We start from the raw sequence: 21,080 nt of genomic DNA on the forward strand, positions 1-21,080 counted from the left end.
ATAAGAGAGGAGACTAACATGAAATATGTATTGAACAAGAGATGGTGGCTCATTGCTTTCAGTATTCTTATCTGTCTAGCGCTAACGATACCCGCGCATGCTTCGGAAGAGGTAAGGGATGAGAATGTAGATTTATTTCAAGAAATCTTAGAATACATTCGTGGGCATCACCTAAGCAATCCTTCTTCAGAGAGTTTAATCAATGGGGCGATTCAAGGTATGATTGATGCTCTTAATGATCCTTATACCTCGTACTTAACGGAAAAAGAGTTCGAAGAGTTTTTACAAGCACTTGATAGCTCTTTTATAGGAGTAGGCGTCTATATAGAGGTAACGGAAAAAGGAGTCATGGTTGAGGGGGTTATCCCAGGAAGTCCAGCAGAGAAAGCAGGGCTGAAAAAGGGAGATATCATCACTCATATCAATGATCAGCCGTTAGCTGGCGTGAAAATAGAACAAGTAAAGCAATTATTAACGGGACAGCCAGGAAGTAAAGTGAAAGTTAAGGCTGTCAGAATAGAGCAGGGGACAGAAAGCACAGCGACCTATACCTTGGTTCTCGAGAAGCTTTTTTTACCCCAAGTAAAAAAAGAATTATATAATCAGAATGTAGGGTATCTGAAGATCTATGCTTTTGGAGATGAAACAGCGAACTTGGTTGATAAAGAGCTTGAAGCGTTAAAAAAACAGGGTATGGAAAAATTGATCATTGATCTGAGAGGAAATCCAGGAGGCTTTCTTAATTCTGTCGTTGATATTGCTAGCTTATTTAGAACGACTGGAACTGTGGTTAATGTCAAAGATAGCAAAGGAAAAGTAACCCCTATTACGATTAAAAGTGGAAGGGATTTCGATTTACCAATCGCCGTTCTGATCGATGAGGGATCAGCAAGTGCATCTGAAATTTTAGCTGGTTTTCTAAAAGATACGATGAACGCCACGATCGTGGGGGAAACATCTTATGGGAAAGGAACGGTTCAACGTTTGCTTCCTATTGAGCGTGGAGGAGTATTAAAGCTGACAGTGGAAGAATACTATACCCCAAAAATGAAAAAAGTGAACAATATAGGGATTCAACCTGACTTTTCCTATGAAGAACCTAGCTTACAATTAGCAAAAGCGTATGGTTTATTGACCAAAAAAGCAGAACTACATCTTTCTGCCGAAGGAGAAATCTTGATTAATGGGATGAAGGATGCAGAATATTCATTAAAAGCCATTCAGCAAGAAGATCAATGGTATTTCCCGCTGCGCCTACTATCTGATTGGTTTGAAGGAAAAATCACTTGGAAAGAAAAATCAAAATATATCGAAGTGATCATGCTAGGAACGAAATACGCTCTTCCTAAGGATAAAATCCTATTGCACGAAGGGCGCTCTTACCTGCCAACTGAATCAATAGATGCTCTATTGCCTTTACAGTCTAAGAAACATAATGATATGATAATAATTCAGTATAAATAAAGAAATAAAGAAATGATGAAATGAAAGGAGGGAAAAACAGATGGTTAATGAAAAAAATAGAATACTTTTCTTGATTGGACTGGTTTCCCTCCTGATTTTTTCTCATATACTTCCTTTAAATGGATCTCTCCAGCGACAAGTAATGGCAGAGCATAATAAACACTCAACGGAAGCAGAGCCTAAGAAGTCGAAGAGTATAGACTTTCCTGCGGAGTATGAAGAGCAAAAAGAATGGATTGTCAAATGGAAAGAGGGGGCTGCTCAACCCAAATCTGATTTGTTTGTCGTGCTAGAGGCAGATCCAGAAAGAAGACTTCTATTAGTGGAATTAAAACCGACGACTTCGATTGATCAGTGGTATATGACTTGGAGTCAAAAGAAAGAGATAGAGTATGTAGAGCCAAACTTACCTATGAAGATAAGCACCAGACCAAATGATCCAGAATATACGAAACAGACCTATTTAAGAAGCATCCGAGCGGAAGAGGGATGGAAAATAGAACGTGAGAACAAGCAAGTCACGATAGCCATTCTAGATACTGGAGTGGATTTGCAGCATCCTGATCTGAAGGATCAATTGGTATCAGGAGTAAATATGATTGACTCTAAAAAATCAGCACAGGATGATAATGGACATGGTACACAGATTGCAGGTGTGCTAGGTGCTAGGTCGAACAATAATGAAGGGATATCCGGAATTTTGTGGTCGACGAAGATCATGCCTATAAAAGTGCTCGATCATGGGGGCGAAGGGAAGCCATTTACCGTAAGTCAAGGGATCTATTACGCTATTGACAAGGGGGTCTCCATCGTCCTTCTTTCTTTAGGCGACAGAATCTACACGAAAACGATGCAGGAAGCAGTAGAACTGGCAGAAGAGAAAGGAATACTCGTGATTGCAGCTACAGGGAATGAAGGTGGCAGAGTCAATTATCCCGCTGCTTTTCCGACAGTGTTAGGGGTAGGAGCTCTGACTCCTAAACAAGCCCCGGCTTCTTATTCTAACAGTGGACCAGAAACCGGTGTGGTGGCAATGGGGGATGTCTATACGACACAGCTTAGAGGGAAATATGGCCCTGCTTCAGGAACATCTATGGCAGCACCACAAGTAGCCGGACTTGCGGCATTGATTATGAAAAAATACCCGCGCTTAACCGTTAGTGAAGTGCGCAATCACATCTATTACACGTCACGGGATGTGCATAGCAGAGGCTGGGATACCCAGACTGGACATGGCTTAATTGACATAGGAAAAGCCTTGCAAACGGAGCCAGTGGCAGATATCTATGAACCAAATAATTCCTTAAACGCAGCAAGTATGTTTCCTATTGAAACGATGATTCGAGCTGAGTTAAGAAATAAAGAAGACGAGGATTGGTTTAAGATCGAGGCACCCTATCGAGGCAAAATAGAGTTTAATGTGAAGGTTGATATGCTTAAAAATGATGGAATTGATCTTTCCTTTTTTCCAAGCGGAAAATCTGCCAATTCCCAAACTTTTAATGTTAAGAAAGAGAGAAAACTGACCGTTACTATACCTAAAGGAACTTCTTATATCAAAGTGAAATATAATCAAAAGGAAAGAAGGCCCACTCCTCTTGGATATGAAATCGTAAGTGAATTTACAATCTATGAGGATGCCCAACAGCCTAATGATACACGTTCACAAGCCACTAGAATGGATGGCAAAGGGAAGGTCTATACAGGAACCTTTCATAAGGATGGGTTGATGGATTGGTATTACATGGATGTACCTAAAAAAGGAGAAATAGATTTACAGGTAACGGTAGATACGGTTCGAATCGACCCTGTTATTATCATAGAAACACCAGACTCTCGCTCCTTGAAGGTAGATGAGGGGAATGTAAATAATGGTCAGGAAGAACGCTGGATTCAAGAGGTAGAACCTGGGCGTTATTATTTTAGAGTGAACCATTACTATGGACATAAGGTAAATGGGGAATATTATTTGCGCTTGAACTACAGACCATTTTTTGAAGATCCGTATGAACCTAATAATACAAAGGATCTAGCGACAAGAATTCAATTGGGCTCTTTCTATGAGGCGAATATCCACCAACATGAAGATATTGATTTATATAGAGTTCAAGTAGCTAAGGAAAACTATTTAAATATTTCTCTAGCTGACTTACCTCCACATGTGGGCTTACATGCTAGTTTACTAGGGCAGGATATGAAGCCGATCACCAGCTATAAGCAGAGGGGCAACGAATCTAGCTTCTCCTTGGGAGATAAAGTAAAGCCAGGGGTTTATTTTATACAAATCATTGCGGACAAGCCCTTTAAATTTAATTCCTATAAGCTACAGGCTACAGAGCAAGAGCTCATCCAGGGCTTCAGGGATATTAAAGGTCATTGGGCTGAACAAGAGATTGTCAAAGCAGCTAGAGCAGGAATCATTAGCGGGATGGGGGACTATCGTTTTCAGCCTAATGGAACGATGACCAGAGCAACAACAGCCGTCATATTGCAGAGAGTCTATCAATATCCTAAGCCTTCTTCCTCTCAACGGTTTAAGGATGTATCTACTGCTCACTGGGCATATGATTCTATTGACCGTGTCAGTGGGGCGCTCGTCATGAGAGGATTTAAAGATGGAACGTTTGGATTAGAACAGAGTCTAACTAGAGCTGAAGTTGCCGTCATATTTGACCGTATCTTGTTATTGGAACAAGGAAATATATCCATCCCAGAGTTTAAGGATGTACCAAAAGATCACTGGGCGTACTCCTCAGTCATGCGCTTAGCCGAAGCTGGTTTATTAAGAGGAGATAAAGCAGGGACATTTCGCCCAAATCAGGCAATCTCTCGGGCTGAATTTGTCACGCTCATGAATAGAATACAAGCTAAATAAAGATGGGGAAGGGGAACTTAGTTTGAAAAAATGGGGAAAAATAGTAGGGACAGCTATACTTTTTGGAGCGCTTTATGTAGGGACTGCGGCATCTGCCAATTCAGCCATTCCAGCTCTGGAGAAGATCCGCTTATTACAAAATCTTATCTTGATGAACAAATCGCCAAATTAAAAAGAGAAGTCGGAAGTGGTGGAAGTAGCGGAGGAATCGTAACAGATGGAGGATCTGATCACAAGCTGGTGGTTGAGCAATTACAGTCTGGACAATCCCTCATCGCCGCAGAGGGCACAGAAGTCATCGTTCGAACGGGTCAAGTCATCGGAATTTCCAGTAAAGATGGAAATGGAATTCCTAATGTGACTGCAGGAACAGATATTAAGGGAACGACGATACCGCATAATAACTTATTACTATTTCCACGTAATGATGGCAGAGGAGTCCATGTTGTCAAAGGGCCAAGTCATATTATGGTTAGAGGAAGCTATGAAATAAGATAAAAAATAACGAGGCTGACAGGAATATACCTGAAGCCTCGTTTTTATATTCAGTGTAGATTATTTTTTAGGTTTCATTTTTTTTACTACATTAATTTCATTGAGTAGCTGATCTAACTCTTGACTTAGCTGCACGATCATTGGATGTGTAAAGTCTTGATAGACCTTGATTCTCTCATGTAACATATGTCTTTTTATTTCGATTTCATTGTATAATCTATCAAGTTTTTTTATCAGAGGTTCTCCCCCCTTAATTGTGTGTAAAATTATTTTACTACAGCTGCTTCTTTAGTCAAATAAGTTCGACAAAGGTTTCTTCCATTCGACAGTAAGTATTGTTCATAAATCCGTCATTGAATTGTAAAGAGATGATCATAGCTATGCTGTAGGTGACGTGCTAAAATATTGTCAAAGGAGATGATATCATGAAAAAACGTACAGTACAATTATTTTTTATCGGAATGTTGTCCATCATCTTATTAGCAGGTTGTGGATCTTCCGCGAATAATACCGAAGCAGAAAAGCCACAAGCTCCAGCTGAAACAGTAGCTGAAGGCGACGTACAGGAGCTAGTCATTACGGCTTCCAACTGGGAATTTGATCAAGAAGTTTATGAAGTAAAAGCAGGTTCACCAGTAAAGGTGAGTATCAATAATGCTCAAGGCTACCATACACTAAAAATCAATGGGATCGACGTAGAAGTTAAACCAAATGAACCAGCGCAATTTACTGCTGAGCCAGGTGAATACGAGATCATATGCAGTATTCCTTGTGGTGCAGGGCATGCAGAAATGAAATCTACTCTTGTTGTCAATTAATATACCCCAAAAATATGCTCTAAAAACAAAAAAAATATTGAAAGTTCATTGACAGTTTCCTTGAAATAAGATAGGATATGTCGTGAACGGATACTCTTATCCTGAGTAAGTGAGAGGGACAGGCCCGATGACACTCGGCAACCGTCACCAGTTTTCTAGGTGAAAGGTGCTAACCTGCAGAAAATAGATACATTATTTTTCTGAAAGATAAGAGGCGAAAGGTATGAGAGAATTTCTACGCCTTTTTCTTCATGAAATCTTCATGGAAAAAGGCTTTTTTTCGTGCTTTGATGTTGAGGAAATGAGTACCGTATCGGATTATTGAATATACTATTGGATAAAGGAAAGGGAGGAAGAAAAAGAATGACTTTACAAAAAGGGCATCGTTTGTTTACTTCAGAATCAGTAACGGAAGGTCATCCAGACAAAATATGCGATCAGATCTCTGATGCCATATTAGATGCTATTATAGCAAAAGACCCAAATGCGCGCGTTGCTTGCGAAGTTTCCGTTAGTACTGGGCTTGTGCTTGTTGCTGGTGAGATTACAACAAGCTGCTACGTGGATATTCCTAAAATCGTTCGTAAAACCATTAAAGAGATTGGCTATGTCCGAGCTAAATATGGATTTGACTCAGAAACATGCTCCGTGCTAACAGCCATTAATGAACAATCTCCTGATATTGCTATGGGAGTGGACAAGGCTCTAGAAGCAAGAGAAGGTCAAATGAGTGATGATGAAATCGAAGCAATTGGGGCAGGAGACCAAGGGTTAATGTTCGGCTTTGCTTGCAATGAAACACCAGAACTTATGCCATTACCTATTTCTTTATCACATAAGCTGGCTAGAAGGCTTAGCAAAGTAAGAAAAGAAGAAATTATAGATTATTTGCGTCCTGATGCCAAGACTCAAGTAACGGTTCAATACGATGAGAACAATAAGCCTGTTCGTATTGAAACGATTGTTATTTCTACACAGCATCATCCAGAAGCAAGCAATGAGCAGATCAGACATGATTTAATGGAGCAAGTCATTAAACCAACCATACCTGCTGAGCTATTAGATGAAAACACCAAGTATTTTATTAACCCAACAGGTCGATTTGTTATTGGTGGACCACAAGGAGATGCTGGACTTACTGGAAGAAAAATCATTGTGGATACATACGGAGGGTATGCTCGCCATGGAGGTGGGGCTTTCTCAGGAAAAGATCCAACTAAAGTAGACCGTTCAGCGGCGTATGCTGCTCGCTATGTAGCAAAAAATATTGTAGCTGCAGGACTGGCAGACAAGGTAGAGGTCCAACTTGCTTATGCTATAGGAGTTGCTCAGCCAGTTTCCATCGCTGTAGATACATTTGGTTCAGGAAAAATTGGCGATGATGATTTAGCTGAGATTGTGAGGCAGAATTTTGACCTTCGTCCAGCAGGGATCATTAAAGAATTAGATCTTAGACGTCCGATTTATCGCCAAACAGCTGCGTATGGTCATTTTGGCCGTAATGATCTCAATGTGCCATGGGAAAAAACAGATAAAGCGGAGCAATTGAAACAAGCGGCTTCTGCATTAACTAAATAACCCGATTTCAGGATTTATCAAGCTTTTCTTGGAGATGTCTTGTCTGCACTTAACGGTGCGAGGCAGGACATTTTCTTTTTCCAGAGAATATTAGTAAGTTGAAAAGGGTTTATTTCTTGATCATAAGAAAGCAATTGTGATAAATTGGTTATATTTCATGGCAACAAAATGAAAAATAAGAGGTATAATGGATTACAGATATAGACAAAATTTTAATCAAACAAGAATAAACATAAGCCCTACATCAGTCATTACAGCATGAAATATATCGTTTTGGAAGGGAAATGTTCAGATGTCTGTTAATATAGGAACCCTTGATTTGGTTATAGAAAAAACCATTCAAACCGTTGAGGAAAGCAAACACCAAATTTTTGAGATTGCAGAACAAGCACGTAGCGAATGTATGCATCTAAAAGCAGAGATAGAAAGCATCAAAAATGAAGTGCTCCTGATCATTGAAAAAGGGGACAAGCTTGATATGCGCTTAAAAAAATCCCGGTTTCATTTATCAGAAGTAAGCCAAAATTTTTTGTTGTATTCAGAAGAGGATATCAGAAATGCGTATGAAGAAGCAAATCAGCTACAGCTTGAATATTCCCTCTTGCAGGAAAAGGAAAAGCAATTAAGAACTCGACGTGATGAGATGCAGTTGCGATTAAGGAATCTAGAGCAGACAGTCGAGAAGGCAGAAGCGTTAACAACACAAATTGGAGTCGTCCTAGACTATTTATCTGGAGATATCAGACAAGCAAGCCAGGCACTTGAGGATGTTCAAGAACAGCAATTGATCGGCTTAAAAGTGATTCAGGCACAAGAAGAAGAGCGGAAAAGAGTCGCGCGCGAGATTCACGATGGTCCGGCTCAATCATTGGCAAATGTGACACTGAGAACAGAGCTAATCGAGAAAATATTGATGCAGGATGAGATAGAGCGAGCCAAAGAAGAGCTTAACTCGTTAAAAACAATGCTCAGGGATAGCATTGCTGATGTGAGGAGAATTATCTTTGATCTTCGCCCGATGGCGTTAGACGATCTAGGTTGATTCCTACCTTGAAAAAATATATTGAGAACATAGCCAAACAAACAGGGATAGAGTTTGAACTGAAGACCTTCGGAAAAGAAACGAGACTTCCCTCCTTGATGGAGGTCGCTATTTTCCGTCTTGTACAGGAATCCTTAACGAATGTGGTCAAACATTCTCAGGCTAAGGAATGTCTGTTAAAAGTAGAATTTCAGAAGGAAAAAATTTATATTATTATCTCAGATAACGGAGTGGGATTCGACTTACATGATAAATCAAAGGATGGTTTTGGTTTGCTCGGAATGAAAGAAAGAATGAAGCTATTAGAGGGTGAACTAGTGGTTCAATCGACACAGGGTCGAGGAACCAAGCTTCTGCTAGCCATCCCAATTAAGTCAGAGTAGGGATAAGGAGAGGATATGTTATGAATAGTGATAGTCAAATTCGCATTGTATTGATAGATGATCATAAAATATTTCGTGAAGGTGTAAAAAAGGTGGTTGAAATGGAACCGCATTTTATTGTTGTGGGGAAGCCAATGATGGGGAAGAAGGGTTCAGTTAGTAGCAGAAATGCAACCTGATGTTGTGCTTATGGATATTAATATGCCGAAGCTTAATGGAGTAGCGGCGACAGAAGCGATTCTAGAAACGAATCCAGAAGCGAAAATTATCATCCTATCCATTCATGATGAAGAAGCTTATGTGTTTAAAACATTACAATCTGGAGCAAGTGGTTATCTCTTAAAAGAAATGGATGTTGACTCATTGGTGGAGGCCATTTCTGTGGTTGCCCACGGGGGAGCTTACGTCCATCCAAAGGTCACAGGAAAGTTAATTGATGAGTTTCGTCGAATGAGAATGGAAAAAGAACAGCATGATATGAATAGACCCTTTGCTGCAATGGCAAACATCGAGCATCAAATCCCTTATCATCTCTTGACCAAGAGGGAGTGTGAGGTTCTTCAGCTCATGGCAGAAGGGAAAAGTAATCGTGCCATTGGAGATCGATTGTACATTAGTGAGAAGACAGTCAAAAATCATGTAAGTAATATTTTACAAAAAATGAAGGTGCAGGATCGAACACAGGCTGTTGTCGAAGCCATAAAAAGCGGCTGGGTGAGAATTTAGAAGGACATAAACGTATCTCTTAGGTCTTGAGGAACCATCAGCAGATGTAACGCATACCTTACCACAAAAGGAGGTATGGCGATGCAAACCCTGATTATCTGGCTGATGGCTGCTTATGGAGTGACCGTGTGTTGGGTGCAGATTTGTCGCTGGTTACACGTTCCGAGAAAAGAGAGCGCTGTATATTACTGTATTTACACCTATAACTCACAAGAGAAAATTGAATGGGTCATGCGCTCCCTGTTTTATTTATCTAGACTAGAAGGGCGCTCCTTTCACTATTATATTGCTGATGCCGGCTCAACGGATGATACATTGAAGATCATAGAAAAATTAATCAAGCAAGGGAATCGTATCGAAGTGATTGACTCCGATTCAGACATAGACAAGGGTGAAGAGGGAAAGATCATTTTGATTGACCTGGAGGGGTGCTATCAATGCGAATACAAAACAACCTAAAGCCAAACGTGGATACCTTAAAAAAAGAGAAGCAAGATGTAACTCAGAAATCATCGTTTTCTTCTGTTATTGTTCATTCAAAACAAAAATTGCACCAACAAGAATTAACGGCTCTTCTTTCCAAGATAGAGGAAAAAGGAGCTTTGCTTGCTCAGAAGATGACTGTTGAAAATGTCAGAGATTATAAAAAGCTTGTCACCCAATTTGTTGAAGAGGTTGTCCAATATGGTTTGGATATGAGTGAAAAGCATGGTTTTCAGCCTAATGGACGACCAAAGCAGTATAAAATAGTAGAGGAAATTGACCAAAAGCTTGTTGAACTGACAAATAAAGTGTTACAGGAAGAAAAGTCTGGGATTGAAATTCTAGATATGGTAGGAGAAATAAAGGGGCTATTGATCAATCTGTATATGTAAAGCTGTAGGAAAGAGTTGATGAAATTGAATATACAATTATTTCCTCTTATCCATGTGGAAACAATGGATTATAAGGCCATTTTACTCTTTTTTATTTTAATGATTGTCTTGTATTGCTATCCAATGAAGATGGGGAACGTTCAAATTACACTAAAGCTCATGATCAGTCTCACCGTCTTTTTGCTCTTTGGTTTTCTAATTGAGGTGATCATGACCTTATTCGGTTATCTTACCTCGTTGTTTCTAACTCAGAGAACCATTTCAAAAAAAGAAATGTTGAATCACCTCATGCTGCTGCTCATGTCATTTTTCAGTGCAAGCGCTTTTTATTTAGGGGTTGCTTTAAACCCTGCTAGCGAATATTCCGTCATTCCTTACCTCCCTATTTGTATGTATGTCTTTACTGCTTTCATTTCCAACCATTTGTTATATGGTCTGGTTGAAAAGATGGTGGGACAAGCAAGAGAGTCGCTGGGATGGGAGCAATACAAATGGGATGTTTTAATGACCCTATTCTCCATTCCCGTTGCTATTTTTATGTATACTGCTTATTTATCAGAGCTTGGTTTATATGGAGTGATTATTGTGGCAATCCCTGCCATGACTTTTGCTCTGCTATTTTATTTTGCTAACCATGTAGAAAATGTAAACAGGCAAATGGAAGTGATTCATGATATTACTTCTATGTTTACAACTGAACTGGACATTGATCGTAATGCTGAGGCTATCTTGCAGGCTATTCAAAAATTATATCCTTATGATACGTGCTACATCCTCCTTTTAGATGAGGAGGAAAACATTCTGTTTCCGTTACGGTATGACTCGAAGGAACCATACAGTGAAGAGGAGATGTTAGCGCTTCGATTCTCTACAGAAGAAGGGGTATTAGGAAAGGTGATACGAGCGAAAAAGGGTTTGATGATGAATCAAGCAATGGACTATTATCTTTCACATTCGCTGCCAACAGAATTAAAAGATAATCAAAGCCTTCTCTTGGTCCCTCTAAAGATGAAGAATCGAGTGGTAGGCATGATTATACTAGGAAGCTATAATGAAAATGCTTTTACCAGAAGAGAGATGACTTTAATCGAGATTTTGTCCCATTATGCGGCTACTGCCATTGAAAACGCTCATGTTTTTCAAAGGACTGAACGTAGGGCTTTAGTAGATGAGTTGACGGGCTTGTACAATTATAGAGGTTTCCAACAACAGCTTGAAGTGCAAATTGAGTTCGCCTACCAGAAGTCTGAGTCACTTGCTTTACTTCTTATTGATATTGATCATTTTAAGGAAGTGAATGATCAATTTGGACATGTGATGGGTAATCGTGTAATTGAACATGTTAGCCGGTTTTTGAAAAAAACAGTACGAAAAAAAGATGTTGTTGCGCGTTATGGAGGAGAAGAATTCACCATTATTTTACCCCAGACTACACTGGAAGAATCTATTGATATCGCAGAGAGAATCCGACAAGCACTTCCTACTAAACCTATTCGAATCAGAGATGACCTGCAATCTGGAGCAGAAATTTTCATACAAAGCACAGTAAGTATTGGAATTGCTGTCTATCCTGATCATGCTGAAGATGGGCTAACACTGATACGTCATGCCGATCGAGCCATGTATACAGGAGCAAAACAGGCAGGTCGTAACCGTGTAGCAGTATATGAAGTAGGATAAAAGAGGGAGAAGAGCATGAGCGTAGGCATGGCTATTCAATTTAGTATGTATTCTATCATCGTTTATATTTTGCTTGTTCTGAAGCCAGGAAAAGAAAGTAAAAACCGAGTGAATCACCATCTTTTACTCATATTTTTGGTCATGGGTGCGTTCCCTCTAATAGAGCTGGAAACAGCAAAGGTTCCTTATTTCTTAATCATTCTACTTGTTATTGGATACCTTATACATTTTTATCTTAAACAGGTTGCAACAGATAAACTACAGTTAAATACACCTCTTGGATACCTTGTTTTTTATTTTGCTTCTCTATTCTTCATTCTCCTCTATGGGGGAAGTTCAACGGCTTTATTTCCAGAGATTTTTATTGTGGCTGTTCTTTTTGCTAGTGCCAATACGGGACGAAAGGTCAGTCTTGGTGTAGCTTTCCTCAGCATATTCACAATTCTGCTTCTTTTTCTTGATCAACCTATACCCTCTAAGCTACACCGAGTCATGCTGACATCGGTTGTACTATTAGGTATGGTGTTTATTATAGGGATGACCTATAAAAGAAGCTTGGTACAAGCGAAAAGAAATAAAGAGATTATAAATGGGGAATGACGAATGAAGCAGAGATTTAGATTGTATCAAGTGAATAATGAACTGACCCTACTATCCCCAGAAACTTCTTTTTTCTCCGTTGATCTTCCTTATTGGCATGATATCCAAAGAAAAGCGGAGCGTTATCTGGAAATTTCCTCAGGCTCCATCGTAGCACGTTTGTTTGAAGTGGACAGACAGGCACTTTCAACAGCTGAAGAACGAAGAAAGTACTTGGATTCTCTTGGTTCCCCTCTTGATATGAAGGAATGGGGGCAGGACCTTCCCTTCATTGAAAGATTTCAGGGAGGAGCCTTTTATTTTCAGAAGTAGAAACAATGCTATCCAAGGAAAATATACCTAAAGAAGACTTCTTGGCAACCTTGCAAAAGCTATACTTGCAGGGTTTTTTTGATTGGTCTTCAGCGATTCGGCAAATAAAATCGGAAAAGACCATCTTTTTTAGCAAAAAGATGGATTCAATTGTTTATTGTCAAAGATGCGGAAATGGTTTGGAGGGATCAGAAAATCTGATTCAGAAATGGTGGTATGGGATGAAAGAGAAGACGCCAATGATTCCCGTCACCTGTTCATCATGTCAAGTAAGCCCTTGTTATTATTGTTCGAGATGTCTTAAGCTTGGACTCTCTAAGGCATGTGAAACCATGCTGGAATGGAAAAGAATATACCCATCTCAGCAGAGAGAAGTTGTATTTGCTTGGGAGGGAGAATTAAGCTCTCAGCAGGAAAAAGCATCCAGAGAGCTTTGTTCCTTTGTGCATGAAGAATCCAGAGGCCATACAAACGTGGCTAAGAATGATCGTGAATTCCTTGTCTGGGCGGTCTGTGGTGCAGGGAAAACAGAGCTTCTTTTCCTCACTCTGTATCATGCCCTTTGTAAACAACAAAAAGTACTTATTACATCTCCGCGTAGAGATGTGATCATTGAGCTTGCTCCCCGATTACAAGAAGCCTTCCCTAGGACAAACATTGCGGTACTACATGGAGAGAGCCAAGAAAAGCTTCAATTCGGAGAGCTTTTTCTAGCTACCACCCACCAAGTTTTGCGTTTTAAACAGTTTTTTGATCTGATCATTGTGGATGAAGAGGATGCCTTTCCTTATCATCAGGATGAGATGCTGCCTTATGCTGTGCAAGAGGCATTACACTCTGATGGGAAGCGTATCTACTTGTCAGCTACGCCTAGAAAAGAATGGATTGAGAAAATACGCAAGGAAAAAATGCGGTATGTAAGGCTTGTCCAACGTTTCCATGGGTATCCCCTTGCCATTCCTAAATTACGACCTGTCGGTTCATGGAGAAAGGTGATCGGTCAACAGCATATCCTTTCTGAACTTGCCGACTATATTCAGCATTTGCATCAGAAGAGGAGGGTGGGTTATTTGTTTGTTCCTTATGTTAAGGATTTACCTACAGTTCAAAAATATGTACGAGAAATGATCTTACCTTATCTTGCACAGAATGATTCAACGATACTGGAGGAGTTCACTGTAGAAACGGTACATTCTAAAGACCCGAGAAGATCGGAAATCGTCAACAGGTATCGGTCACATGAAATCAAACTGCTGATTACAACGACGATCTTAGAAAGAGGAGTGACTATTGCCCATAGCGATGTGGCTGTGTTAGGAAGTGATGAAACCATTTTTGATGCTGCTTCGTTGATTCAGATGGCGGGGAGAACCGGTAGAAAATTAAGTGATCCTGTGGGACATGTATGGTTTTTTCCGGAAGCGAGAACCAATGCACAAATCGAAGCCATTCAAACCTTGAAAGAGTGTAATGAACTGGCACAACTGGAGAAGGAGGAAAGATAATGCCGTGTTCATGTGTTTCTTGTCAGAGTCCTGTTAAACCTGTTTTTTCATGGAAGGATGCCTTCTTTTTGAAGCTATTCAGCCCTTCTGTTCTTCTTCCTTTGGAGCAATGGTTTTGTGAGGAGTGCCGTCAAAAAATGACATGGATCAACGAAGAGTGTCAGAGATGCTCAAAGTCCCTAGAGAAGGAGAAAGCATCCTTTATTTATCATAGGAATGGTTTACGAATTTGTTATGACTGTGTAAGATGGAGCTATTGGGAGGAAGAAAGAGCGATGGAGTCACTCCTTACTAGAAATTGGAGTGCACAGCTTTATAATGAATGGCTTAAAGAAATCATTGAAACGTATAAGTTTAGAAGAGACGAGCGTCTGAAGTATCCACTTGCTTCTTTTTTGCTCTCCTTATGGGAAACAAAAGTAAGAGAAGAACTTCAAAAACAAGAAATCCATATTGACTACATCCTTCCTATCCCCTTGTCCACTGACCGCCTTGAAGAGAGAGGGTTTAACCAAGCAGAACAGATTGCCACTTTGTTCGCAAAGCAGGTTCGTTTTCCCTGTATCGAGGATTTTCTGATTCGAATACATGACAATGAAAAGCAGAGCAAAAAAGCACGTGATGAGCGCCTTGTAGAATTATTTCATAAGTTTATTAAAAATCCTCAGCATCCGGTCGATATAAGAAATAAGAATATAATATTAATTGATGATATTTATACGACAGGGGCTACATTGCATGCAGCTGCTTATACATTAAAACAATCGGGAGCGAACGAGATTTTCTCTCTCACTATTGCGAGATAGTAATAGGAGGTTTTTTTATGGGATTTAATCAACTAGACAATTGTCCTAAATGCGGTAAACTATTTGTTAAAGGAATCCGGGATGTATGTTCTGATTGCTATAAATTGGAGGAGGAAGAGTATAAGAAGGTTAATGCGTATCTGAAGAAAAAAGAGAATCGCCAAGCTTCATTATATGAAGTGAGTGAAGCAACAGCGGTGACAGTGAAACAAATTACTAAATTTATTCGTCAAGGAAGAATTTCGCTGAATGACCTCCCCAATATGGGCTTACCATGTGAAACCTGCGGGGAGCCGACCAAAACAGGGTCGATATGCCCTGCGTGTCGAGCGAAGCTGACGAAACAAGTAGAAAGCTTCGTTGAAAGAGAAGAAAAAAGGATTGAAGAGGATAAGCTAAAGGTAAAAGATATTGGTTATCGACATATCAAAGAGGATTAAAAGGTACAGGAAAGATGTCCAAAGTTAGGAAGGTGTTCAAGATGAAAATAAACAAACCACCCGTAAGTGCAGTGGGAAATCCATATATGAAAGCACAAGCTAAGTTAGCGAAAATCGAACCAAGTAGTGCTGCAAGAAAGAAGGATGAGTTACAAATCTCTTCAGAAGCGAAGGCATTATTAGAAAATCATAATACGAAAGATGTCGCTCGTCAGCAGAAAGTAAATGAGCTAAAACAGCAGGTTCAAAATGGAGAGTACAAAGTCGACAGTGAAAAAGTAGCGGAAAAATTATATCAGTTCTGGTTTAAATCTTAATCACAAAAGCTGATAAGAGTGGGAGATGACCTATGCCTAGATCATTGATCAATACCATGAAAGAGCTAGTAACGATACATGAACAATTACTTGAAGTGACATCTAGAAAAAAGGACGTTCTGATTGAAGGGAACATTGATGCCTTGTCCAAACTTATTCAAGAAGAGTCAAAGCTAGTTCGAAGCTTGGGGAAGCTCGAAGAGGAAAGAATGTTTCAAGTGAAGCAGTTTCTCGATAGCAAAGGGCTTGAGGCAGAAGGGATTTCTTTAGCTCAACTTCTTCATCTGATTCCAGCGACGAAGGATCGTGAAGCACTGCAAAAAGAGGCTGAGAAATTGCAACAAAACGTGGAGGAAATACGAAAATTGAATGAGTTGAATGCTAAGCTTATTCAAGATTCGTTGGCTTATGTGAATCAAACGATTGAATTAGTGACCGATACGAATTCAGACCAAATTAATTATCAGAGTCCAATAAAAGGACCAGGGAAAACTCCCACCTCAACAGGTGGTCGAAGTTTTTTTGACACAAGAGCATAGAGCAGAAGTCATAGGCTCAGTGAACTATGGGAGAGGGAAGTGAGAGAAGATGAGATCGACATTTCATAGCTTGGAGGTAGCAAAACGGGGGCTATTTGCTCAACAAACGGCGATTGCTACAACAGGACATAACATTTCAAATGCGAACACAGTAGGCTACTCAAGACAGGTTGTGAACTTCAAAGCCTCTTCTCCTATGGAGATGCCGAGTATGACCCGCACGAATGTTCCAGGACAGCTAGGAACAGGTGTTACCTTTGATTCCATCCGCCGTATTCGAGAGGGCTTTTTAGATGATCAGTATCGCAATGAGGCACAAGCCTTTGGATCATGGAGTGTACAACGCGATACTCTTGAGAAGCTTGAATTGATTTTTGATGAACCAAGTGATTCTGGATTAAGGGCTGTTATTGATCAGTTCTGGAATGCTTGGCAAGATTTGAGCCGTGAACCAGATAACTTAACAGCGCGTGCTGTAGTGAAAGAACGAACCCAAGCGATGATCGATGCTTTTCAATATACAGATACGAAAATGGCTGAACTTAACCGAGATTTAACCGCAAATATCAACGTGAAGGTTGGAGAAGCCAATAATTTTATCCGTCAGATTGCTCAATTGAACCAAGAGATTCGTCGAATTGAAGGTTTGGGGGATAATGCCAACGATCTGCGTGATCAGAGAGATTTAATTACAGATCAATTGTCTAAAATTGTTCAGATTCAATCAAGAGAACAAGCGAATGGGATGTATACGATAACCCTACCTGATGGTACGGCCCTCGTTGATGGACTTCAATCCACCATGATTGGAGAAGGAGTAGCACTTGAGCAGATTACTGGTGGAGAAATCTTTGGGATGATGAAGTCCCGAGATGTATTGGTTGCCGAATACCAAAGTCATCTGAACACCATGTTTCAGGGATTAATCACAGGAAAAGTGGATGTGAAGCTGTCGCAAGGAAGTATCTTACCCATCGACGTGACCTATCGAGATGTAAATGGAGTAGAACAAACCTTGACAGCGGGGTCACCAGTGCCAGCTAACGGAATTACGGTAGAGGTGGATGGAATCAACGGTCTGCATAAACTAGGCTGGACAATGAGGGAAGATGGGGACGGCAAAGCAATACCAGGTGGAGATTTCTTTATCTCTACGGATGGCAGCTGGTCGATTAACTCCATTCGTCTGAATCCTGATATTAGTACAGATGTAGGCATGATTGCTGCGTCCATTCGAGTAGACGGCAATGGCAATTCTTTTAGTGGAAATGGTGGTCTTGCTCTTGTGATGGGCCAATTGAGAGATGGAGTCTTTAATTTCAGACCTGAGCTACCCGCTTCCGCAGGAAAAGGAACCTTTGATGAATACTTCCGTTCCGTTATTGGAGGACTAGGGGTTAAAACACAAGAAGCTACTAGACAAGCGCTGAATCAGGAAACGATTTTAAAATCGGTAGATAATCGCCGTGAGTCTGTAAGTGGAGTGTCACTAGATGAAGAAATGGCTAATTTAATCAAATTCCAACATGCTTATAATGCTTCAGCTAGGGTAATGACAACGGTTGATCAGCTATTAGATACCATCATTAATCGTATGGGAATTGTAGGACGCTAAGAAATAGGATAGAAAGGGGGAAACCGCAAGTGAGAGTAACACAGAGGATGTTAAATAACAATATGCTTCATAGTTTATCAAATAACTTATCCAAAATGGAAAAGATTCAGCGTCAGCTAGCGACAGGAAAAATGATTAGCAAGCCTTCGGATGATCCAGTAGGTTTAAGCTACTCTATGAGATTTCGAAGTGAATTGACGGCGAACGACCAATACCAACGAAACCTAGATTCTGCTGTTTCTTGGGTTGATTATAGTGAAACAACCATTGGACAAGCAGCACAAGTGATTCAACGTGCGCGCGAATTAGCTGTACAAGGAGCCAACGGACCGAATCCTCAGGATGCGTTAAACTCCATTGCAGCAGAAATAGACCAGTTACAAGAGCAATTACGTGAAATTGCCAATAGCCGCTTTAATGGAAAGTTTGTATTTAATGGACAAAAAACAGATCAAGCTCCTTATCCAGATCAGAACTCCTATTTGTCTTCTACCTTTGATAGTGGAAAAATCTCCTTTGAACTCTCTAGAGGAGTGGTAGTGGATGTAAACATGCATGCCGGTGAAATATTTGGAGAAGCTGGCGAAGGAGATAACATCTTTAATGTTCTGGCGACCTTAAGTAATGCTTTGAGAACAGGTGATGCCAATGAGATCCAAGCTCAATTAGGGAATTTGGATACTCGATCAGATAAGGTGATTGAAAGATGGACAGATCTGGGAGCAAAGCGAAATCGAATAGACTTAATCGATAATCGTTTAAAAGACTCTAATATCAATCTCCAGGCTCTTATTTCTAAGACAGAAGATGCTGATATGGCTGCTGTCATCACCAACTTAAAAACAGAGGAAAATGTATTTCAAGCCAGTTTATCAGCCGGTGCTAGGATCATTAGACCGAGTTTAATCGATTTTCTTCGCTAGGAAGTGATGGAGATGAATATTGCTAGGTTACAAATGAGCCAAGTATTTGGTCGAATCTCCATTCAGCAAGATTCTGGTGGAGTGAGGCTTGAACAGCCCAAAGCAGAGATGGAGATTCAGACCAAACCGTTGACGATTGACATTGAACGAGAAAAAGGCTCGATGGATATTGATCAATCTAGATCATGGGCAGCTTATGGTCTGATGAATCCAGTTGAAATGACAGCTAGGATCATGGATCAAGTGAAAAACAATGTCAAAGAAAGCATTGCTAAGATAGCTCAAGATGGGGATCGAATGGCTGCCATTCATCGCTCTACAGATGTGATTGCAGAGTTAGCCTCTGAACGCAGAATTGTAGAATTTCCAGAGTTTCAGTATGCCAGTGCAGCTGAATATGATAATGTAGACATTACTTTTGTTGCTGACAAAATTCACTTGCGTCCACAAGAAGCTCGTGTAGATATACAGTTCGTGCCGCAGAGGCCTGTGATCGAAAGAATTCCAGCTAAGGTTTCGATTCACATGGAACAATACCCCTCATTACACATTCAAGTAGTAGGCGATCAGTTAGACATACAGCTATGAAACATCAACAATTACATGATGAGGGATAGGGTGAAAAAGTTAGTGCTATACTAAAAGTACTAACTTTTTTGCTTTAGTAAACATAGAGATAGAAGGTTTTAAAACAGATAGATGTAATTTTTTGGGAGGTAAAAAATAATGAAGATTGAAACAACACGTTTTGGTGAACTAAATATTGCGGATGAGGAAATTGTTACATTTTCAAAAGGGATTGTTGGCTTTCCAGAACTTCAAAAGTATATTTTACTTCCTGTTGATGTGAAGAAAGAGACACCCTTTTTCTACTTACAATCCATTGAACAACAGGACTTATGCTTTATCGTTTTAGAAACCCTATCTTTTTTCTCTGAATATGATATAGAATTAGATGAGTCGCTTGTCGAGGAGTTGCAGATTGAAAAACCGGAAGATATATTAATTCTGAGTATTGTCACCTCCAAGGGGAGCTTAAAAGAGGCAACAACAAACTTAAAGGCACCTATTATCCTGAACATGGTGAAAAAAACGGCAAAACAATACGTCTTGGAGAAAGGGAATTATGTCATTAGACAGCCTCTATTTATATCAGATCAACCTTCTACTATAATTGAATCAAAGGGGTGATTGAATGTTAGTGCTTTCCAGAAAAAAAGGAGAATCAATTATGATCAATGATGAGGTGGAGGTTACGGTTGTAGCGGTGGAAGGAGATATGATTCGGCTGGGAATAAAAGCTCCGAAGCATATTTCGATTCATCGAAAGGAAATATACCTTGCGATTCAGGAAGAAAATAAGTCAGCAAGTACCTCTTTTATTGACCTTAAAGATATCAATGACCTAAATACATAAGAAGTATTAAAGGAAGAATAGAATCTGACGATATAAAGAATAGAAGATGAATTCAAACTATAGCTGGCCGGTAATAGCTTGAACGCTTTTTTCACAAGGATGTGGAAGAACACCAAACTCAAGGAGGAAGAAGAATATGAGAATTAATAACAACATTATGGCGTTAAATGCTCACAAAGCATTAACATCCAACACAGGGCAAGTAGGAAAATCATTAGAGAAATTATCATCAGGACTACGTATTAACCGTGCAGGAGATGACGCAGCAGGACTTGCGATCTCTGAAAAAATGCGTGGACAGATCCGCGGATTAAACATGGCAACTAAGAACGCTCAAGATGGAATTTCTTTAATCCAAACAGCAGAGGGTGCGTTAAACGAAACTCACTCCATCCTACAACGTATGCGTGAGTTATCTGTCCAATCAGCGAACGATACAAATACAGATGAAGACCGTGCTGAGCTTCAAAAAGAGGTAACAGCTTTAATCGCTGAAATCGATCGTATCTCCACAGATACTGAGTTTAATACTCAAAAGCTACTTAATGGAAGTTTTGCTAGTAAACTTATTCACATCGGTGCAAATGCAGGACAAACATTGTCTGTAACAATTGGCAACATGGGAACATCTTCTTTAGGAATTAATGCTATTAGTGTATCTTCACAAACA

Annotated in this window: 24 protein-coding genes, 1 pseudogene and 1 riboswitch; of the genes and pseudogenes, 24 read left to right on the forward strand and 1 reads right to left on the reverse strand. The window is 40.0% G+C overall.

The genetic code is table 11. The features are described 5' to 3' along the window. Positions 1-18 precede the first annotated feature (18 nt). The 3 genes from JCM10596_RS11000 to JCM10596_RS11010 are packed head-to-tail and all read left to right on the forward strand — an operon-like array spanning position 19 to position 4,837. Complete coding sequence (locus JCM10596_RS11000; RefSeq protein WP_025027182.1) at positions 19-1,464, forward strand: S41 family peptidase; 1,446 nt, start codon at positions 19-21, stop codon at positions 1,462-1,464. Positions 1,465-1,504: 40 nt separating this feature from the next. Further along, positions 1,505-4,339 carry a S8 family peptidase gene (locus JCM10596_RS11005; protein WP_025027183.1) on the forward strand — a complete coding sequence of 945 codons (2,835 nt, stop codon included), beginning with the start codon at positions 1,505-1,507 and terminating at the stop codon, positions 4,337-4,339. A gap of 30 nt (positions 4,340-4,369) precedes the next feature. Further along, positions 4,370-4,837, forward strand: coding sequence for a hypothetical protein (locus tag JCM10596_RS11010; protein WP_025027184.1), 468 nt, complete (start codon positions 4,370-4,372; stop codon positions 4,835-4,837). Positions 4,838-4,894: 57 nt separating this feature from the next. Here JCM10596_RS11010 and JCM10596_RS28680 read toward each other — a convergent pair whose 3' ends face one another. Beyond that, positions 4,895-5,104, reverse strand: a complete 210-nt coding sequence (locus JCM10596_RS28680) for an aspartyl-phosphate phosphatase Spo0E family protein (protein WP_369345623.1) — start codon at positions 5,102-5,104, stop codon at positions 4,895-4,897. 155 nt (positions 5,105-5,259) lie between these two features. Between JCM10596_RS28680 and JCM10596_RS11015 the strand changes: the two genes are divergently transcribed. From JCM10596_RS11015 to JCM10596_RS11115, 21 genes and pseudogenes are all read left to right on the forward strand, one after another. Then, entirely contained in the window at positions 5,260-5,652 is a 393-nt protein-coding gene (locus tag JCM10596_RS11015) for a cupredoxin domain-containing protein (RefSeq protein WP_025027185.1), read from the forward strand. A 93-nt stretch (positions 5,653-5,745) separates the two neighbouring features. Next, positions 5,746-5,866: riboswitch (SAM riboswitch) on the forward strand. A gap of 149 nt (positions 5,867-6,015) precedes the next feature. Beyond that, entirely contained in the window at positions 6,016-7,230 is a 1,215-nt protein-coding gene (gene metK, locus JCM10596_RS11025; protein WP_025027186.1) for a methionine adenosyltransferase, read from the forward strand. Positions 7,231-7,522: 292 nt separating this feature from the next. Then, entirely contained in the window at positions 7,523-8,272 is a 750-nt protein-coding gene (locus tag JCM10596_RS25040; RefSeq protein WP_369345621.1) for a sensor histidine kinase, read from the forward strand. Positions 8,273-8,280: 8 nt separating this feature from the next. Then, positions 8,281-8,655, forward strand: coding sequence for a sensor histidine kinase (locus JCM10596_RS31315; RefSeq protein WP_369345622.1), 375 nt, complete (start codon positions 8,281-8,283; stop codon positions 8,653-8,655). A gap of 20 nt (positions 8,656-8,675) precedes the next feature. Then, positions 8,676-9,381, forward strand: a pseudogene (locus JCM10596_RS25045) (response regulator). Between the two features lie 81 nt (positions 9,382-9,462). Further along, positions 9,463-9,840: a glycosyltransferase gene (locus JCM10596_RS25050; RefSeq protein WP_025027187.1), complete on the forward strand. Its 378-nt coding sequence runs from the start codon at positions 9,463-9,465 to the stop codon at positions 9,838-9,840. After that, positions 9,819-10,256: a YaaR family protein gene (locus JCM10596_RS11045; RefSeq protein WP_025027188.1), complete on the forward strand. Its 438-nt coding sequence runs from the start codon at positions 9,819-9,821 to the stop codon at positions 10,254-10,256. The genes JCM10596_RS25050 and JCM10596_RS11045 overlap by 22 nt, the downstream gene beginning before the upstream one ends. An 18-nt stretch (positions 10,257-10,274) precedes the next feature. Continuing rightward, the gene (locus JCM10596_RS11050; protein WP_025027189.1) at positions 10,275-11,936 is read left to right on the forward strand and encodes a sensor domain-containing diguanylate cyclase; all 1,662 of its coding nucleotides are present in this window, start codon (positions 10,275-10,277) and stop codon (positions 11,934-11,936) included. Between the two features lie 15 nt (positions 11,937-11,951). Next, a complete protein-coding gene (locus JCM10596_RS11055; protein ID WP_025027190.1) occupies positions 11,952-12,536 on the forward strand; it encodes a hypothetical protein in 585 nt (194 codons plus the stop codon). A 3-nt stretch (positions 12,537-12,539) separates the two neighbouring features. Next, positions 12,540-12,848, forward strand: a complete 309-nt coding sequence (locus JCM10596_RS11060) for a hypothetical protein (protein ID WP_025027191.1) — start codon at positions 12,540-12,542, stop codon at positions 12,846-12,848. A 5-nt stretch (positions 12,849-12,853) separates the two neighbouring features. Further along, on the forward strand, positions 12,854-14,353 hold the full coding sequence (locus JCM10596_RS25055) for a helicase-related protein (protein WP_025027192.1): 1,500 nt from the start codon (positions 12,854-12,856) through the stop codon (positions 14,351-14,353). Continuing rightward, entirely contained in the window at positions 14,353-15,159 is an 807-nt protein-coding gene (locus tag JCM10596_RS11070) for a ComF family protein (RefSeq protein WP_025027193.1), read from the forward strand. The genes JCM10596_RS25055 and JCM10596_RS11070 overlap by 1 nt, the downstream gene beginning before the upstream one ends. Positions 15,160-15,176: 17 nt before the next feature. Further along, positions 15,177-15,599 carry a TIGR03826 family flagellar region protein gene (locus JCM10596_RS11075; RefSeq protein WP_025027194.1) on the forward strand — a complete coding sequence of 141 codons (423 nt, stop codon included), beginning with the start codon at positions 15,177-15,179 and terminating at the stop codon, positions 15,597-15,599. Positions 15,600-15,640: 41 nt separating this feature from the next. Further along, the gene (gene flgM, locus JCM10596_RS11080) at positions 15,641-15,916 is read left to right on the forward strand and encodes a flagellar biosynthesis anti-sigma factor FlgM (protein WP_025027195.1); all 276 of its coding nucleotides are present in this window, start codon (positions 15,641-15,643) and stop codon (positions 15,914-15,916) included. 32 nt (positions 15,917-15,948) lie between these two features. Continuing rightward, positions 15,949-16,455, forward strand: coding sequence for a flagellar protein FlgN (locus JCM10596_RS11085; RefSeq protein WP_025027196.1), 507 nt, complete (start codon positions 15,949-15,951; stop codon positions 16,453-16,455). Positions 16,456-16,504: 49 nt separating this feature from the next. Then, on the forward strand, positions 16,505-18,070 hold the full coding sequence (gene flgK, locus JCM10596_RS11090) for a flagellar hook-associated protein FlgK (protein ID WP_025027197.1): 1,566 nt from the start codon (positions 16,505-16,507) through the stop codon (positions 18,068-18,070). Between the two features lie 29 nt (positions 18,071-18,099). Continuing rightward, positions 18,100-18,993, forward strand: a complete 894-nt coding sequence (gene flgL, locus JCM10596_RS11095; protein ID WP_025027198.1) for a flagellar hook-associated protein FlgL — start codon at positions 18,100-18,102, stop codon at positions 18,991-18,993. 12 nt (positions 18,994-19,005) lie between these two features. Beyond that, positions 19,006-19,581: a DUF6470 family protein gene (locus JCM10596_RS11100; RefSeq protein ID WP_025027199.1), complete on the forward strand. Its 576-nt coding sequence runs from the start codon at positions 19,006-19,008 to the stop codon at positions 19,579-19,581. Between the two features lie 138 nt (positions 19,582-19,719). Beyond that, entirely contained in the window at positions 19,720-20,184 is a 465-nt protein-coding gene (gene fliW, locus JCM10596_RS11105; protein WP_025027200.1) for a flagellar assembly protein FliW, read from the forward strand. A 4-nt stretch (positions 20,185-20,188) separates the two neighbouring features. Beyond that, the gene (gene csrA / locus JCM10596_RS11110) at positions 20,189-20,410 is read left to right on the forward strand and encodes a carbon storage regulator CsrA (protein WP_025027201.1); all 222 of its coding nucleotides are present in this window, start codon (positions 20,189-20,191) and stop codon (positions 20,408-20,410) included. Between the two features lie 136 nt (positions 20,411-20,546). Further along, on the forward strand, positions 20,547-21,080 hold a 534-nt coding region (locus JCM10596_RS11115; RefSeq protein WP_025027202.1), incomplete at its 3' end, for a flagellin N-terminal helical domain-containing protein.

The organism is Caldalkalibacillus mannanilyticus JCM 10596 (genome assembly GCF_000615945.1).
GTDB classification, from domain to species: Bacteria; Bacillota; Bacilli; order Caldalkalibacillales; family JCM-10596; genus Bacillus_AT; species Bacillus_AT mannanilyticus.

Excerpts from the sequence above, each read along its gene's own strand:
- JCM10596_RS11000 (WP_025027182.1), top strand. The coding sequence starts at position 19 with ATGAAATATGTATTGAACAAGAGATGGTGGCTCATTGCTTTCAGTATT.
- JCM10596_RS11005 (WP_025027183.1), top strand. The coding sequence starts at position 1,505 with ATGGTTAATGAAAAAAATAGAATACTTTTCTTGATTGGACTGGTTTCC.
- JCM10596_RS11010 (WP_025027184.1), top strand. The coding sequence starts at position 4,370 with ATGGGGAAAAATAGTAGGGACAGCTATACTTTTTGGAGCGCTTTATGT.
- JCM10596_RS11015 (WP_025027185.1), top strand. The coding sequence starts at position 5,260 with ATGAAAAAACGTACAGTACAATTATTTTTTATCGGAATGTTGTCCATC.
- metK (WP_025027186.1), top strand. The coding sequence starts at position 6,016 with ATGACTTTACAAAAAGGGCATCGTTTGTTTACTTCAGAATCAGTAACG.
- JCM10596_RS25040 (WP_369345621.1), top strand. The coding sequence starts at position 7,523 with ATGTCTGTTAATATAGGAACCCTTGATTTGGTTATAGAAAAAACCATT.
- JCM10596_RS25050 (WP_025027187.1), top strand. The coding sequence starts at position 9,463 with ATGCAAACCCTGATTATCTGGCTGATGGCTGCTTATGGAGTGACCGTG.
- JCM10596_RS11045 (WP_025027188.1), top strand. The coding sequence starts at position 9,819 with ATGCGAATACAAAACAACCTAAAGCCAAACGTGGATACCTTAAAAAAA.
- JCM10596_RS11050 (WP_025027189.1), top strand. The coding sequence starts at position 10,275 with ATGAAATTGAATATACAATTATTTCCTCTTATCCATGTGGAAACAATG.
- JCM10596_RS11055 (WP_025027190.1), top strand. The coding sequence starts at position 11,952 with ATGAGCGTAGGCATGGCTATTCAATTTAGTATGTATTCTATCATCGTT.
- JCM10596_RS11060 (WP_025027191.1), top strand. The coding sequence starts at position 12,540 with ATGAAGCAGAGATTTAGATTGTATCAAGTGAATAATGAACTGACCCTA.
- JCM10596_RS25055 (WP_025027192.1), top strand. The coding sequence starts at position 12,854 with ATGCTATCCAAGGAAAATATACCTAAAGAAGACTTCTTGGCAACCTTG.
- JCM10596_RS11070 (WP_025027193.1), top strand. The coding sequence starts at position 14,353 with ATGCCGTGTTCATGTGTTTCTTGTCAGAGTCCTGTTAAACCTGTTTTT.
- JCM10596_RS11075 (WP_025027194.1), top strand. The coding sequence starts at position 15,177 with ATGGGATTTAATCAACTAGACAATTGTCCTAAATGCGGTAAACTATTT.
- flgM (WP_025027195.1), top strand. The coding sequence starts at position 15,641 with ATGAAAATAAACAAACCACCCGTAAGTGCAGTGGGAAATCCATATATG.
- JCM10596_RS11085 (WP_025027196.1), top strand. The coding sequence starts at position 15,949 with ATGCCTAGATCATTGATCAATACCATGAAAGAGCTAGTAACGATACAT.
- flgK (WP_025027197.1), top strand. The coding sequence starts at position 16,505 with ATGAGATCGACATTTCATAGCTTGGAGGTAGCAAAACGGGGGCTATTT.
- JCM10596_RS11100 (WP_025027199.1), top strand. The coding sequence starts at position 19,006 with ATGAATATTGCTAGGTTACAAATGAGCCAAGTATTTGGTCGAATCTCC.
- fliW (WP_025027200.1), top strand. The coding sequence starts at position 19,720 with ATGAAGATTGAAACAACACGTTTTGGTGAACTAAATATTGCGGATGAG.
- csrA (WP_025027201.1), top strand. The coding sequence starts at position 20,189 with ATGTTAGTGCTTTCCAGAAAAAAAGGAGAATCAATTATGATCAATGAT.